This window comes from Chitinophagaceae bacterium, from assembly GCA_016699815.1.
Lineage (GTDB): Bacteria > Bacteroidota > Bacteroidia > Chitinophagales > Chitinophagaceae > Ferruginibacter.
The window spans coordinates 621,980-636,330 of record CP065012.1 but is presented as its reverse complement, the minus strand read 5'-3'; the positions used below and the strand labels follow the sequence as shown (position 1 = coordinate 636,330).

Sequence of the window (14,351 nt, the reverse complement as noted above, 5' to 3'; positions counted from 1 at the left end):
TTTTTTATAAAAAAAAATTTATAGCATATATAATTCAACTATTTGATGTTCAATTTGAAGTTTTGCAAATGAATTTTCCATACGTTGTTTATGGGTATCGGTAATGAGTACCTGGCCTTTGTTGTTGCTGCAAACCCAATGCAATAAATTATGCATCCTGTTTTGGTCTAATTTTTCAAAAACATCATCCAGTAATAATAGTGGCGCTATGCCTTTATTTTTTTTAAGGAGCTCGTACTCGGCCAGTTTTAAAGCAAACAATAAAGTTTTACGCTGGCCCTGCGATGCGGTATTTCTAAAAATATGTTTATTGATTTCAAAACCTAATTCGTCTTTGTGTATGCCGGCGCTGGTGCGTTGCAGGAGCCGATCCCGCTGCCTCATTTTTATCAGTAAATCTTCCATGGTAGAAAAATGGAGGTTGCTTTCATAGCGACAGCTTATCACTTCGTTATTGCCGGCAAGTTGATGATAAAATTGTACTATGAGCGGTATCAATTCCTCACATACCTGCGACCTTTTTGTAAAAATATATTTTGCCGGTTTGGCCAGTTGCATATCCAGTACATCCAGTAGTGAAAAATCAATTGCATGTTCAACAGCTGCAGATTTTAAAAAGCTGTTGCGCTGCTGTAAAATTTTATTGTATTGCATTAACTGCTGCAGGTATTCTGCATCTACCTGGCTTATGAGGATATCTAAATATTTCCGTCGTTCTTCACTTCCGTTACTAATAAGCCCGGTATCATCTGGCGCAACCATTACCGCTGGAAAACGGCCAATATGCTTTGATAATTTTTCATATGGCACATCATTTAAAAAAAATTCTTTTTTATTTCCCCGGTGAATGCATTTTACGGTAAAAGCAATGCCGTATTCTTCAAAAAAAGCTTCCAGCCTAAAACCCTCTTTGCCAAAGCCGATATTTAAAGCATCGGTGCCCGAAAAATAACTTTTGGTAAAGCAACAATAATAAATGGCATCTAAAAGATTGGTTTTTCCCGCACCGTTTGGCCCGCAAATACCTGCAATATTTTGGGCAAAATCAAATTGCTTTATTTCATAATTTTTAAAATGCGTTAATATAATTTTTTTAAGCAGGAGCATTGCGGCTGCAAGATAGTTTCAAATCACTGTAAAAAATTACGGTATTTACCCATAAAAAGCAGTTTTATTGCTAAAAAACCTTACGCAATAGCAGTTGAAAGGCTCAAAGTTTTCCCCTATATTTGCAGCCTAAAAAACCAGGCCTTGGCTACAAAATTCTCAAAAGATACTTATCTCTATTGGTACGAATTGATGCTCTTGTTGCGCCGCTTTGAAGAAAAAGCAGGCCAGCTTTATGGTATGCAAAAAATACGGGGGTTTTGTCATTTATATATTGGCCAGGAAGCAGTAGCTGCAGGTTGCATGACGGCCACGAACCCAGATGATAAATTTATTACCGCTTACCGTGATCATGCATTGGCAATAGCCAAAGGTGTTTCTGCAAAATCTTGTATGGCCGAATTATACGGCAAAGCAACCGGTTGCAGCAAAGGCAAAGGCGGTAGCATGCATTTTTTTGGTTTAAAAGAAAATTTTTATGGCGGCCATGGTATTGTAGGCGCACAAATTGGTACTGGCGCAGGGCTTGCATTTGCAGAAAGATACAAAGGCACACAAAACGTAGTGCTTTGCTTTTTTGGAGATGGCGCTGCACGCCAGGGAATGCTGCACGAAACTTTTAATATGGCCATGCTGTGGAAACTGCCTGTAGTTTTTATTTGCGAAAATAATAACTACGCCATGGGAACTTCGGTAGAAAGAACCAGCAATGTACTGGATATTTATAAACTTGCAGATGCCTATGAAATGCCCGGCGATGCAGTAGATGGCATGAGCCCGGAAACAGTACACGACGGCGTGTTACGGGCAGTAAACAGGGCAAGGGAAAAAGGTGGGCCTACTTTGCTGGAAATAAAAACTTACCGCTATAAAGGTCATAGCATGAGCGACCCTCAAAAGTACCGTACTAAAGAAGAGTTGGAATCATACAAAGAAAAAGACCCAATTGAGCATGTACTTTCCATACTTACCAAAACGCATAAAGTAAGCGAAAAAGAAATTGAAGCCATTAACGAAAGGGTAAAAGCTGAAGTAGAAGAAAGCGTAAAATTTTCTGAAGAAAGCCCCTGGCCTTTGGATGACGAACTGCTTAAAGATGTGTTAACACAGGAAGATTATCCATTTATAACCGATTAATCATTTGCCTTTTTTTAAAGGCAGTATAATAAACAAAGAAAAATGTCATTAAATAAACCAGCAACAGCAACAACTGTTACGCATCATGAAGAGAACGAAGCCCTTGTAAAAGTATTGGGCTTTTGGGATAAATACAGCAAGCCAATTATTTATATTGGCTCGGCAATTATTTTGGCAATTGCAGGCTATTTTATTTATAAAACTTTTGTAAAAGAGCCCAAAGAACTCAAGGCCGCTGAAACCATTTTTCCGGCACAAAAACTTTTTGATAAAATGGCATCTGCAGGATTTAATAAAGATTCTGTAAATATATTATTGAATGGCGGTGTATTGGAAGGCCAGCCCGTAACTGGCCTTTTGAAAATACAAAACAGTTACAGCGGTACGCAGGCGGCAAACCTTGCGGCATACATGACCGGCGCTGCTTATTTGCAAATAAAAGAATTCGACAAAGCCATAAAATACCTGAAAGAATTTAACGGCCATGGCGCAACACAGGTAGAAAGCAGGGCTTATGTAATGCTGGGCCATGCATATGCTGAAAAAAAGAACAGCGATGAAGCCTTAAACTATTACAAAAAAGGCGCTTCGGTAAATTCCAAAGATGAAACCTTTGCTGCAGATGCTTTGCTCCTTGCTGCTGCTTATGCAGAATCTTTAGGAAAAAATAAAGACGCAATAGATTTGTACACACAGGTGCAGGATAAATACCCAACAAATAATGCAGCTGTAAGCGGAGAAATTGACAAACACCTGGCAAAACTGGGTGTAATTAAATAATGGCACAATCATCAAAAAACATTTTTGAAACCAGAGGCACCAGCGTAAAAGCCAGTGCCTTTGTTGTAATAGTATATACCGCATGGAACCAGTCTGTGGTAAATGAGTTGCTTGCCGGCGCAAAAAAAATATTAGCAAATAAGAAAGTAAAATATATTTTGGTTGAAGTGCCCGGCGCCGTGGAAATACCTTTTGCCATAAACAGCTATTGGAATAAAATGTCGAAAAAGCCTGATGCTTTTATTGCATTGGGCTGCGTAATAAAAGGCGATACACCGCATTTTGATTATGTGTGCACTTCCATTACCAATGGTATTACCCAATTAAATATTACGCTTCCTGTGCCTGTAATTTTTGGGGTGCTTACAGTAAATAACTTAAGGCAGGCAAAGGAACGCATTGGTGGTAAGCATGGCCACAAAGGCGAAGAAGCTGCAGCTACCGCACTAAAAATGATAAGTTTAAATGAATCGTTCCAAAAAAAGCCCGTGCAATAATTTTACCAACACTTTCTTTCAACAGGTTGTTTACATCTTGTGCCTTTTCGTTCCTGTTTTAATTTTATTTTCACCTAATTTGCAGCTATGAGAGTTCAGCTTTTTGTTCCCTGTTTTATTGATCAGCTCTATCCGCAAACGGCTTTCAGTATGGTAAAAGTATTGGAAAAAGCAGGGTGCGAAGTGTTGTACAACCCAAATCAAACCTGCTGTGGCCAGCCCGCTTTTAATGCTGGTTTTGTAAATGAGTGCAGCAGTGTTGCTAAAAAATTTTTATACGATTTTAATACCGCCGATGTTATAGTTGCCCCCAGCGCAAGTTGCGTTGGCTTTGTAAGAAATTATTTTCCGCAGGTATTTAACGATACCACACAAAAAAATGAAGCCAATAACATAGGGAAACGAATTTATGAATTTACCGAATTTTTAATCCTGGTTTTGAAGCAGGATGATTTTGACGCAACGCTAAATGTAAAAGCAACTTACCACGATAGTTGTGCTGCATTGAGGGAATGTAATATTAAAGAAGGGCCACGTAAATTGCTTGCTAATGTAAAAGGTTTGCATCTCACAGAAATGAACGACAACGAAACCTGCTGTGGTTTTGGTGGCACATTTGCAGTAAAATTCGAACCAATCTCTGTTGCCATGGCACAGCAAAAAATTACCAATGCTTTGGCTACAGGCGCAGAATGCATCATTTCAACCGATTCCAGTTGCCTGATGCATATTGATGGCGTAATTAAAAAAAATAATACTCCGCTTAAAACCATGCATATTGCCGATGTGCTTGCAAGCGGATGGTAAGCAAATAAAGCATTGAAACTAAATAGTATTTTTACAGTATGAATTACTGGCTTATAAAATCTGAACCCTCTGTATACAGTTGGGATCAATTGGTTAAAGATAAAAAAACCATGTGGGATGGCGTACGCAATTACGCAGCACGCATCCATCTAAAAGCCATGAAAAAAAATGATGAAGTATTTTTTTATCATAGTAACGATGATACGGCAATTGTAGGTATTGCAAAAGTGGACAAAGCGTTTTATACTGACCCAACTGCTGATAGCGATGCCTGGGTAGCGGTGGATGTAAAACCGGTGAAACAATTAAAAAACCCTGTTACCCTGGCGCAGGTAAAAGCCAATAAAAAGTTGTTGAACATGGCGCTGGTACGCATTAGCCGTTTATCGGTACAGCCGGTTAGTAGTGAAGAATGGAAAATTATTTTATCTATCGCCGGCGAAAAATAAAATTTTATAAATAATGATGCATATAGTATTTAACGAAGCAGATGTAACTGTTTTGAATGAGGCAATTGGAATGGACGAAAGCCTTGCCGGTAACGTAATTTTAGTAAAAGACGATTATGCCGTGGGTCCGTTGGATAATATTTATGAAACATACGGTATGGAAGATAGGCGGCAGTGGTGGAGAACTGTACTGGAGGATGGCGACTATGCCGGCAAAGCAGGAAGCGGCGAAGTAGATGATCAAAAAACCGCAAATTACCTAATAGAGAAAATGCATCAGGATGAAAATGAAGTAATTTGGATTTGGGCTGCACAAAATGGCCACGATATTTGCGGCTATTACTGGCTGCTCAATTATGTAAGGGAATTTCAAAGCCGTGTTTTTATTTTATATTTAAACAACCTGCCTTTTTTTAATGATAAAGGCCAGATATTTTATCCCAACTGGCTGCACCAAATACCTGCAAAAGAATTTTTGAAAGCCAAAAGAATGGCCAGGGAGATTACCATAAGTGAATTTGAAGTGGATACCGACGAATGGAACAAAATTTGCAGGGAAGGTTTTGGCGTAAGAGTACTTGAAGGCGGAAAAAAATTAGTTCAGCAGAACTATGATTTTTTCGACAACGACCTTAAGAAATTTATTTCTAAAGACTGGCAAAAAGCATCTAAAATTATTCACCAGTATTTGCATAAAGCAAAATATGTAACCGGCGATGCTTACCTGCTTTGGCGATTGAAAACATTGATTGCAGGAGAAATTTATGATGTGCAGGGAAAACTGGGAACCATGAAGGATTTTGAAGTAAAAACCAAAACAGCAATTACCGCTTAATGAAATGGAGTTTAAAACTGGAAGAATTGGCAATGCTGCTCATGAGTATTTATTTTTTACCTTTTTTGCATGCAGAATGGTACTGGTATGTATTATTGCTCATTGGGCCCGACATCAGTATGCTGGGCTATTTGCTGAATAAAAAAACAGGCGCAATTTGTTACAATTTTTTTCACCATAAAGCCGTAGCTATTACCCTGGTTTTTATTTGTTATTTTTTTCCATCCGATTATTTGTTGTTGATGGCCGTTGTAATTTTTGGCCATTCATCGCTAGATAGGTTTTTGGGCTTTGGTTTAAAATATTTTGACGGATTTAATGTTACACACCTGGGCACAATAGGTAAAGGCACATGAATATAATGAGCATTCACCATATTGCCATTATTGCCGGCGACTATGAAAAGTGTAAATATTTTTACACTGAGGTTTTAGGGTTTAAAATTATTAGGGAAACATACCGGCAAAATAGAAATTCGTATAAGCTTGATTTGTCGGTAAATGGCAAATACCAAATTGAGCTTTTTTCATTTGCCGATGCAAAAGAAAGATTAAGTTTCCCCGAAGCAAAAGGATTAAGGCATTTGGCTTTTGCCGTTGAAGATTTGGATGCAGCAGTTGCACATTTAAAAAAAAATAAAGTAGCAGTGCAGGAAATAAGGCTTGATGAATTAACCGGGAAGCGCTTTAGTTTTTTTAATGACCCAAGTGGACAGCCTTTGGAGCTTTATGAAACAAGTGGATAAATTCTAAATAATTTCTAAATAAATCAGAATAGCATAAGATTGCATAATGATGAGTGAACAAAAAGAAAATAATAGCGGTGTAAGCGGCCAATATAAAACCTGGTTTTTAGATTATGCCAGTTATGTAATTTTAGAAAGGGCAGTGCCTGCAATGGAAGATGGTTTAAAGCCTGTACAGCGGCGCATTTTACATGCCATGAAAGAAATGGATGATGGCCGTTTTAATAAAGTGGCAAATATTATTGGGCAAAGCATGCAATACCATCCTCATGGCGATGCAAGTATTGGCGATGCTTTGGTAAATATGGGCCAAAAAGATTTACTCATTGAAACACAGGGAAACTGGGGCGATGTACGCACCGGTGATGATGCAGCAGCAGCAAGGTATATTGAAGCAAGGCTAAGCAAGTTTGCACTTGATGTGGCTTTTAATGCAAAAACCACCGATTGGCAATTGAGTTATGATGGCCGCAAAAACGAGCCGGTAACCTTACCCATGAAATTTCCTTTGTTGCTGGCGCAAGGTGCCGAAGGAATTGCTGTGGGATTGGCCACAAAAATTCTCCCTCATAATTTTTGCGAACTCATAGAATCTTCCATAAAATATTTACGGGGAAAAAAGTTTGAGCTGTTGCCGGATTTTCAAACCGGTGGAAGCATAGATGCCGCTAATTATAACGAAGGGTTGCGAGGCGGTAAAATAAGGGTAAGGGCAACAATTGAAGAAGCCGATAAAAAAACCCTGGTTATTCGCAGTGTGCCTTATGGCATTACTACAACACAAATAATGGATAGCATTGTAAAAGCCAACGATCAGGGAAAAATTAAAATTAAAAAAGTTACTGACCATACTGCGGCCAAGGTAGAAATTCTGGTGGAACTGGCGCCGGGTATTTCGCCGGATATTACCATTGATGCCTTATATGCATTTACCGATTGCGAAGTAAGCATTTCTCCCAATGCCTGCGTAATTGTAAATCAAAAGCCACAATTTCTAAGCGTACATGAATTATTGAAAATTGCCACCGACCATACCAAAGACCTTTTGAAAAAAGAGCTGGAGATCAAACTCAGCGAATTGCAGGAAAAATTACATTATACATCCCTTGAGAAAATTTTCTTTGAAGAAAAAATTTATAAGGAGCTGGAAAAAAAGCATGAAACCTGGGAAAAGGTGATTATTGCAATTGACAAAGCTTTTGATCCGTTTAAAAAACAACTGAAACGCCCCGTAACCCGTGAAGATATTTTAAAGCTTACCGAAAAACCCGTTCGCCGTATTTATAAATTAGATATTGACGAACTTAACGAGCAGATAAATGCGCTAAATGCAGAAATAAAACAGGTAAAATTTGATTTAAGCAACCTGGTAGATTTTGCCGTAACCTATTATGAAAACCTACTGAAAAAATATGGTAAGGGAAGGGAACGCAAAACAGAAATTAAACAATTCGACATTATACAAGCCAAAGCAGTGGCTATTGCCAATATTAAATTGTATGCCAATTATGCTGATGGGTTTATTGGCACAGGATTAAAGAAAGATGTACTGATAACGGATGTTTCTGAACTGGATGATATTATTGCGTTTACCAAAGGGGGTATTATGAAGGTGGTGAAAGTTGCCGATAAAGTTTTTATTGGAAAAGATATTTTACACGTTGCGGTATTTTTAAAAACCGACGACCGCACTACCTATAATTTGATTTATGCCGATGGAAAAACCGGCGTAAGCTATGCCAAGCGTTTTAATGTAACCGGAATAACCAGGGACAAAGAATATAACCTTACCAAAGGCACCGAGAAAAGCAAAGTGCATTATTTTTCTGCCAATCCCAATGGTGAGGCTGAAGTAGTGAAAGTACTCCTTAGCCCCAATTGCAGTGCAAGAAACAAAGAGTTTGAGTTTTATTTTGAAGTACTGGAAATTAAAGGCCGGGGCAGCATGGGCAACCAGGTAACAAAATATCCCATAAAATCTATAAAATTTAAAGATGCCGGCCGATCCACATTGGAAGCTAAAAAATTTTGGTTCGATACCAAGTTTGGGAGGTTGAATATTGAAGAAAAAGGAGAATACCTGGGTAAGTTTGATGCAGAGGACAGGATTTTGGTAATAGATACCGATGGTAATTATGAAATAGTAGGGCAGGAGCTTACACAACGCTTTGACCCCGAAAAAATAGTACTGATTGAAAAATTTAATGCAGATAAAGTTATAACCGCTGTTTACCTGGACAATGATAAATTTCAGTTTAACATCAAAAGGTTTAAAATAGAAACCACAACTTTAAATAATAAATTCTATTTTATAAAAGAAGGCAGGGGCAATCGCCTGGAAACCGTAACCACGGATGCAGATCCTGTATTAAAAGTAAAAAAAGGCCGGGGACAGCAGGTGAACACTATTAAATATAAGGTTGGAAAAAATGTAGAAGTTACCGGCTGGAAAGCGGTGGGTGTAAAATTGGAAGATTTTAATAAATCCGTGGAAATGGAGTGGGAGCTTAAAGAAAATAAATGCAACCAGGGCGAGTTATTTGACTAAACCGAAATTTCAATATTCATAAATTGTATTTCCTGGCTGGTAGTAGGTACCGCTGGTTCGAATCCAGCAATCCATATTGATGATTTACAGGTTTTTTACAGGTTCTTTATATTTAATTCTTTCTTTTTTAACAGGGTAAGTATCAAATAAAATATTTGTGCATCCTGGGAGATATATATTACCGCATTCGTTTTATCCAAGGCCATTTAGCAGAAATAACCTCTTCTGCAAGTCACATCTCATTGTTGTATATTTGATTGCCTGGATAAATAGATTAATACCAATTCATATCCTGGCTTGCATGTTTGTTCCTGTATTTCGGCCTACGCTTTAGAGCGTTGGCTCAAAAGTTTTCCTTATAATTTTTTGTGAACCCATAAAATATATTTTATTTTACGGTAACCTTTTATAAAAAAATACCCTAAGTAAAAAACGGCAAAAAATTTTTCTAAGGAGCAATTTATTGAATAAAATAAACTTTTATTATTTTATTATTTTCAATTTCATAGAGGGCAATGGCTTCAATTTTTTGTGGTTGCCCAATACCAGTAATACTTTCATGGTCAATAATAAAATTGTCTTTAATGATACGTTTTTTAAGTTCGCAATGTAAACCGGGTAAGTTTTTAAACATGCTTTCATATTGCTGGCGCATCTGCTCTTTGCCTTTGCTCAATAAGGTACCCGGAAATTGATACAGCTCTACACTATCTGCATAAGGTTCTAAAAAGGCATTTATATCCCTGGCATTATAAGCATTGAGTTGTCGCTGTACCAGTATTTCAGGGCTTAATGGTAAGAGTTCATCGGTTTTAAGTATTACACCTCTGTGTATTACTGTAGGGATATAATATAATGCAGATAACCCAAGCAAAGGGTTTTTATCCAGCAATAATATATCTGCAATTTTATTTTTTTCTATGCTTCCCCATTCTTTTTCTTTTCCAAAACCAGTTGCAGCATTGATAGTGCAGCTTTTTAAAATTTCCCATTCACTTAAGCCTGCAGATTTCATCATTTCCAATTCTTTTAAAAAAGAGGAGCCATGATGTGTGCCTATATTACCTGCATCGGTACCGGCAACAACGTTGATACCGGCCTTTGAAACAAAAAGTAAATTTTTTGCCAAAATTGTATCTATCGCATTGGGCAATTTTATAACTGTGCGAAAATAATTATAATCAATTCCCGAAACGGTTGGGTTGATATGCTTAAGGTCCATGGTACTGCCCAGCATAAATGGATTGGCATATTTATAATCATGCGGTTCAAATGAAAAGTTTTGTATTCTCAACCTCATATAATTAGCGTAAACCTGCAGGGTAGGGATATAAGTAACATTTTTTGTTTTGAGCAATTGAAGAAAAGGTTCATCAAGTAATTTATCATCAATACTGTGCACTAAAATATCGGCGCCTGCTTCTACTGCTAATTTTGCGGTTTCGTATTCAGTTGCATGAACACAGGCTTTTAAGCCATTACGGTGAGTTTCATCTATGGCTGCTTTTACCATGGGTAAGTTATGGAGGGCATCTTTTTTATTTTCTGCTAAATACCATATTTTAATAAAATCGGGTTTGTAGGGAAGTTGTTGGATAATTAAAGAAATTGCCTCCTCTGCAGTAGATGCTTTAATAATAGGTAAATTATCTTTTATAAAACCCTTTGGTTGCAGTGTTGAAATTAATGGGCCGGTTACCAGGGCATTGGGCGAAGTAATTTCATTATTCACCCTTTCTCTTATTTCGAAATTACTCATAGGCCCGCCTACATCTATTACATTGGTAACGCCGCAGGCAATGTACCTTGCCATAAGGTCGTACATATTTTCTTTAATCCATTGCTGGTCTTTTTCGTAGGGATAAATGCCGGGAACATTAATGCCATCGGGCCGGGTATAAAGGCCTCCGCTTTGAAAAAAGTGGATATGCCCGTCTGTCATTCCCGGCATTGCATATTTGCCCATTGCATCAATAAGGGTAGCATTGTGGGGTATTTTTATTTTTTTAAAAGTACCTACTTCAATTATTTTATTTTTATTAATGAGAATGGTTTGGTCTGCATCAATTTTTCCGGTAATTACATTTACAATATTTGCATGGGTTATGGCTATAGGCGCCACAGGTAAGGTATATTTTGCAGCAATTGGATTTGCCACGGAGTTTTCCAGCTTTGCAATTTGTTTTTTATAAACGGAAAGTTCTGCATCCTGTAAGCCGGAAAATTTTGTATCTACATATGCAAAAATCAAGGTAATGGCATTTCTAAAGCTGATGCTTTTTGCCGTGTCGGCAGGAACCGCAGTTAAATATTTTTTTTTGGTATTTTCTGCATTGGCGTTTTCTGCATCCTTTTTATTGTTTATAATCCGTGGCAGGTCTTCCAATGTGGTTTTTTGAAATAATGTGCTAAAAGTTTCTTCATATTTTTTTTTGAACTGCAGGCTATCGTTTTTAAAGGGAAAAGCGGCAATATAACTTTCAATATATGCCTTGCCCACTTTTTGTAAATAAGGGGTTTTATTGCTTTTGCGGTATTGATGTATCCTGTCTGTGAGGCCGTTGTAATTGCCCGATGCAAATGCACAGGTAATGTACAAGTGCATTTGGATATCTGCCGGTATATCTTTTAAAACCCAGGAGCTGTCTTTTATTTCTTGAAAATAAGCTGCAACAGTTTTGGACAAATGTTGTATTGCTGCCTCCTCTTTTGATAGTGATGCAGCATTTTGTAAAGAAAAAGTAACCCCAGCAGGGTCAATAATTTTATTTTGGGCAAAAAGGGAAAAGGCGATAAGGAAACTGATGAAGGTAAATGTAACTTGTTTCATTTTAAGAATTTTAAAATTGATTAGGTTGATGAAACTCAGTTGAAACGCTTTGGTTATTGCTGTAGGGTGGATACCATAAGAAACTAAACCGGAATTGAATTTACTACTAAATGGCCAAATGAAATTGATTTAATTTATTTTTTTGACTGATATATTTAATGAATCGGCGTTCTGGCTTGTATATTTTTTTAACTTAATTTTCCCGGAGTTATTGTAGTTTGAGAAATGAAAGGTTGACCATTCGTAATTTTGAGACGACCAAGAACCATCGAGATACTCAGCATTCGCTTTAACCTTATATTTTAAATTAAATTTTTGTAAACTTGAAATTACCTGGGTTGTAGTATCAACTACCATAAGGGTAATTTTGTTTTTCTTTCTTTTTAGTATTTCTACTTTATTTACAACAATAGAATCCATATTATTGTATTTTTTTACAAGTTTATGGCTATGAATGTTAAGAAAACCTTTATTATCTAAGTTTATAAAAAGTGTGATGGTATACGAATAATGAGCTTTTCGAAAGCCATATTGATAGCTCCCATGCCAAATGCCGGTAAGGTTTTGTGAAAAAGATTGCTGGATGCAAAAGAGCAATGCAAAGAAAAAATATTTTTTCATAAAGGATAATTCCTTTAATTAAAGTTAAGACATTTTTAATTTCAATAATTATTGGATGAATTGCACTGGGAAATAGATGACTTGGCATTGTATAAAAAGATACCGAAAGCACTGGTTACTACACTACCCATTTTTTTGTTGGGTGCGGTTTTGCCAGGTTATTATTTCGTTTTTTTTACATTTAGTCAATATTGCTACAGCAAGCCAATAAAGTAAAAAAAACGAGAAACCCGGAATAAAGAAGATCAATAAAATTTCAAACCTTTTTGGAATATTAAAGTGGGTTATCATTATTACTATTGCAGAAACAATACCCAATAAACCCAAAATGGAACTGATTATTGGATGCCAAATTTTAATTAGGCGCAACTTGTATAAATGTATGGAAAGCCATATTATTGACGAAAACTGTAAGAGTCTTCCTATAACGCCAATATTAATGATATTGATATTGTCGTAATTTTTGCCGAAATCTTCTGCTTTTTTACCCTCGCTTATCCATTCTTTCAATGCTTCGGGGTAAAAGTAATGGTGAGTAAACTCCCAAATAAATTCTACAAAGGCAATAAAAAAAACAATCGTAATTATCCATTTTGTTGGGGATTTTATTACTATTGAATTATTTCTAAGTAAAAGAAAAATAAAAACCCCAAAGATTATTGCCGCTAAAAAGAGAAATAGGTACCTTAAATGCTCCCTTTCTGGGTGATCAAGCATTTTAATGCTAAGATCAGGTGGTGCAGCTAAGCCAACAATACCAGCTATTGGGCAGAATAGCAACATGAGGAATGCACCAGCAACTAATATTTTTTTAAAAGAACGGTGAATAAGCTTTACTGCTAAAATCACAACTGAAGAAAAGGTAATTGAAATGATTGCCCAAATTATTACATAAGTAGTAATGTTGTTCGTTTCAATATAGGGTGAATATTTACCTATAAGAATCCCTATAAAAAACGGAAGTACTATTAAAACCAGAGTAAAGAGTGTTATTAATATTTTCTTTTTCAAATTTAGGCAGATGAAATTATTTTTCTTTTGAAATAAAATCAGCAACTAAGATATTCTATTTCAAAATGCCTGCTTCACCCAATGTGTACGTAATTTAGCGTATAGCAATAAAGTATAGCCCGGCTTATTGCGTACAATTACTGATATTTTGTTTTTTACTTTGCTTACAGGTATTGATAATCTATAAGCCATTTTGCAACACGTTTAAGCATAAACTGGTTTTTGTCTATACTCGTATCGGCTACAATAATTTTATCTTTTTCCGGCATAGGTACTATTCTTTTGTTGTTATCTTTTGCGGTAAATACTTCCATATTTTGAGCATTGTTGCCGCCGGCAAAAGAAATTTTTGCAATGGTTATACCAGAAGGAAGCTGGAATTCATAAAAATCCTGGCCATTATATGAGCCAGTAGGTTTAAAGCTGCCAATAATTTTTGAGTTTTGTTCAATGGTTTTATCCGCATTTATAGAAACAGGCCAGGAGCGGCTTCTGGGCACCATGCTATAATCAATAGCTATCCTGGGGCTGGCGCCTTTTGCGGCAATAAAATCCCTTACTTTTTCATCGTTTGTTGTGTCTTTAATTATAATGCCGCTTTTGCCAATGAGTTTTGCAAAACTTTTCTCCTGACCCAGCGAAGCTACTTTAAATATGCCCACCTGCTTGGAGGTTAAAAAACTGAGCCTGTAAAATAAGTAGGTATTATCATTTTTATCCTGGTCAAATTCTGTTGCTACAACGGCAATAATTAATTTTTTACCAGAAAGAGAAAATACTTCAAAAGATTTGGTAAGGCCAAAATTTTGTTTTTCTACTTCCACTCTTGCATAATCGTTTCCATCAACTATGATCATTCCTTTTTTGTATTCCACATCCTGTGCGCTTAAACTAGTGCAGCAGAAAAAAAGTACTAAGGGTAAAAAGGCTTTTTGCATATAAAATAATTTGTAGTAAAGTTAGCTAAAAGTACAAATGATTATT

14 protein-coding genes are annotated in these 14,351 nt (G+C 36.6%); 9 read left to right on the top strand and 5 right to left on the bottom strand.

The genetic code is table 11. The annotated features are described in order from the left end of the window. Window positions 1–18: 18 nt before the first annotated feature. The gene (gene recF / locus IPO46_02825; GenBank protein QQS63549.1) at window positions 19–1,107 is read right to left on the bottom strand and encodes a DNA replication and repair protein RecF; all 1,089 of its coding nucleotides are present in this window, start codon (window positions 1,105–1,107) and stop codon (window positions 19–21) included. A 144-nt stretch (window positions 1,108–1,251) separates the two neighbouring features. Here recF and pdhA point away from each other — a divergent pair, with 144 nt between their 5' ends. The 9 genes from pdhA to IPO46_02780 all read left to right on the top strand — a co-directional run bounded on the left by pdhA (window position 1,252) and on the right by IPO46_02780 (window position 8,905). Next, window positions 1,252–2,244 carry a pyruvate dehydrogenase (acetyl-transferring) E1 component subunit alpha gene (pdhA, locus tag IPO46_02820; GenBank protein QQS63548.1) on the top strand — a complete coding sequence of 331 codons (993 nt, stop codon included), beginning with the start codon at window positions 1,252–1,254 and terminating at the stop codon, window positions 2,242–2,244. 42 nt (window positions 2,245–2,286) lie between these two features. Beyond that, window positions 2,287–3,024 (top strand): tetratricopeptide repeat protein, encoded by a 738-nt coding sequence (locus tag IPO46_02815; protein QQS63547.1) that lies wholly within the window; start codon window positions 2,287–2,289, stop codon window positions 3,022–3,024. Next, entirely contained in the window at window positions 3,024–3,521 is a 498-nt protein-coding gene (locus tag IPO46_02810; GenBank protein ID QQS63546.1) for a 6,7-dimethyl-8-ribityllumazine synthase, read from the top strand. Before IPO46_02815 ends, IPO46_02810 begins: the two co-directional genes overlap by 1 nt. A gap of 87 nt (window positions 3,522–3,608) precedes the next feature. Next, the gene (locus tag IPO46_02805; GenBank protein QQS63545.1) at window positions 3,609–4,328 is read left to right on the top strand and encodes a (Fe-S)-binding protein; all 720 of its coding nucleotides are present in this window, start codon (window positions 3,609–3,611) and stop codon (window positions 4,326–4,328) included. A 38-nt stretch (window positions 4,329–4,366) separates the two neighbouring features. After that, on the top strand, window positions 4,367–4,777 hold the full coding sequence (locus IPO46_02800; protein QQS63544.1) for an EVE domain-containing protein: 411 nt from the start codon (window positions 4,367–4,369) through the stop codon (window positions 4,775–4,777). 13 nt (window positions 4,778–4,790) lie between these two features. Next, complete coding sequence (locus tag IPO46_02795) at window positions 4,791–5,612, top strand: DUF1835 domain-containing protein (GenBank protein QQS63543.1); 822 nt, start codon at window positions 4,791–4,793, stop codon at window positions 5,610–5,612. Then, on the top strand, window positions 5,612–5,968 hold the full coding sequence (locus IPO46_02790) for a DUF4260 domain-containing protein (GenBank protein QQS63542.1): 357 nt from the start codon (window positions 5,612–5,614) through the stop codon (window positions 5,966–5,968). Before IPO46_02795 ends, IPO46_02790 begins: the two co-directional genes overlap by 1 nt. Continuing rightward, window positions 5,965–6,357: a VOC family protein gene (locus IPO46_02785; protein ID QQS63541.1), complete on the top strand. Its 393-nt coding sequence runs from the start codon at window positions 5,965–5,967 to the stop codon at window positions 6,355–6,357. Before IPO46_02790 ends, IPO46_02785 begins: the two co-directional genes overlap by 4 nt. Before the next feature lie 49 nt (window positions 6,358–6,406). Further along, on the top strand, window positions 6,407–8,905 hold the full coding sequence (locus IPO46_02780) for a DNA gyrase/topoisomerase IV subunit A (protein QQS64303.1): 2,499 nt from the start codon (window positions 6,407–6,409) through the stop codon (window positions 8,903–8,905). Between the two features lie 460 nt (window positions 8,906–9,365). Here the strand turns inward: IPO46_02780 and IPO46_02775 are convergent, their stop codons facing one another. The 4 genes from IPO46_02775 to IPO46_02760 all read right to left on the bottom strand — a co-directional run bounded on the left by IPO46_02775 (window position 9,366) and on the right by IPO46_02760 (window position 14,305). Then, on the bottom strand, window positions 9,366–11,510 hold the full coding sequence (locus tag IPO46_02775; GenBank protein QQS64302.1) for an amidohydrolase family protein: 2,145 nt from the start codon (window positions 11,508–11,510) through the stop codon (window positions 9,366–9,368). A 354-nt stretch (window positions 11,511–11,864) separates the two neighbouring features. Next, the gene (locus IPO46_02770) at window positions 11,865–12,356 is read right to left on the bottom strand and encodes a hypothetical protein (GenBank protein QQS63540.1); all 492 of its coding nucleotides are present in this window, start codon (window positions 12,354–12,356) and stop codon (window positions 11,865–11,867) included. A 123-nt stretch (window positions 12,357–12,479) separates the two neighbouring features. Next, window positions 12,480–13,367: a hypothetical protein gene (locus IPO46_02765; GenBank protein QQS63539.1), complete on the bottom strand. Its 888-nt coding sequence runs from the start codon at window positions 13,365–13,367 to the stop codon at window positions 12,480–12,482. Window positions 13,368–13,531: 164 nt separating this feature from the next. Then, window positions 13,532–14,305 (bottom strand): hypothetical protein, encoded by a 774-nt coding sequence (locus IPO46_02760; protein QQS63538.1) that lies wholly within the window; start codon window positions 14,303–14,305, stop codon window positions 13,532–13,534. Window positions 14,306–14,351 lie beyond the last annotated feature (46 nt).

Coding starts and splice junctions, on each gene's coding strand:
- recF (QQS63549.1), bottom strand. CDS start 1,107: ATGCTCCTGCTTAAAAAAATTATATTAACGCATTTTAAAAATTATGAA.
- IPO46_02815 (QQS63547.1), top strand. CDS start 2,287: ATGTCATTAAATAAACCAGCAACAGCAACAACTGTTACGCATCATGAA.
- IPO46_02810 (QQS63546.1), top strand. CDS start 3,024: ATGGCACAATCATCAAAAAACATTTTTGAAACCAGAGGCACCAGCGTA.
- IPO46_02805 (QQS63545.1), top strand. CDS start 3,609: ATGAGAGTTCAGCTTTTTGTTCCCTGTTTTATTGATCAGCTCTATCCG.
- IPO46_02800 (QQS63544.1), top strand. CDS start 4,367: ATGAATTACTGGCTTATAAAATCTGAACCCTCTGTATACAGTTGGGAT.
- IPO46_02795 (QQS63543.1), top strand. CDS start 4,791: ATGATGCATATAGTATTTAACGAAGCAGATGTAACTGTTTTGAATGAG.
- IPO46_02790 (QQS63542.1), top strand. CDS start 5,612: ATGAAATGGAGTTTAAAACTGGAAGAATTGGCAATGCTGCTCATGAGT.
- IPO46_02785 (QQS63541.1), top strand. CDS start 5,965: ATGAATATAATGAGCATTCACCATATTGCCATTATTGCCGGCGACTAT.
- IPO46_02780 (QQS64303.1), top strand. CDS start 6,407: ATGAGTGAACAAAAAGAAAATAATAGCGGTGTAAGCGGCCAATATAAA.
- IPO46_02775 (QQS64302.1), bottom strand. CDS start 11,510: ATGCACTTGTACATTACCTGTGCATTTGCATCGGGCAATTACAACGGC.
- IPO46_02770 (QQS63540.1), bottom strand. CDS start 12,356: ATGAAAAAATATTTTTTCTTTGCATTGCTCTTTTGCATCCAGCAATCT.
- IPO46_02760 (QQS63538.1), bottom strand. CDS start 14,305: ATGCAAAAAGCCTTTTTACCCTTAGTACTTTTTTTCTGCTGCACTAGT.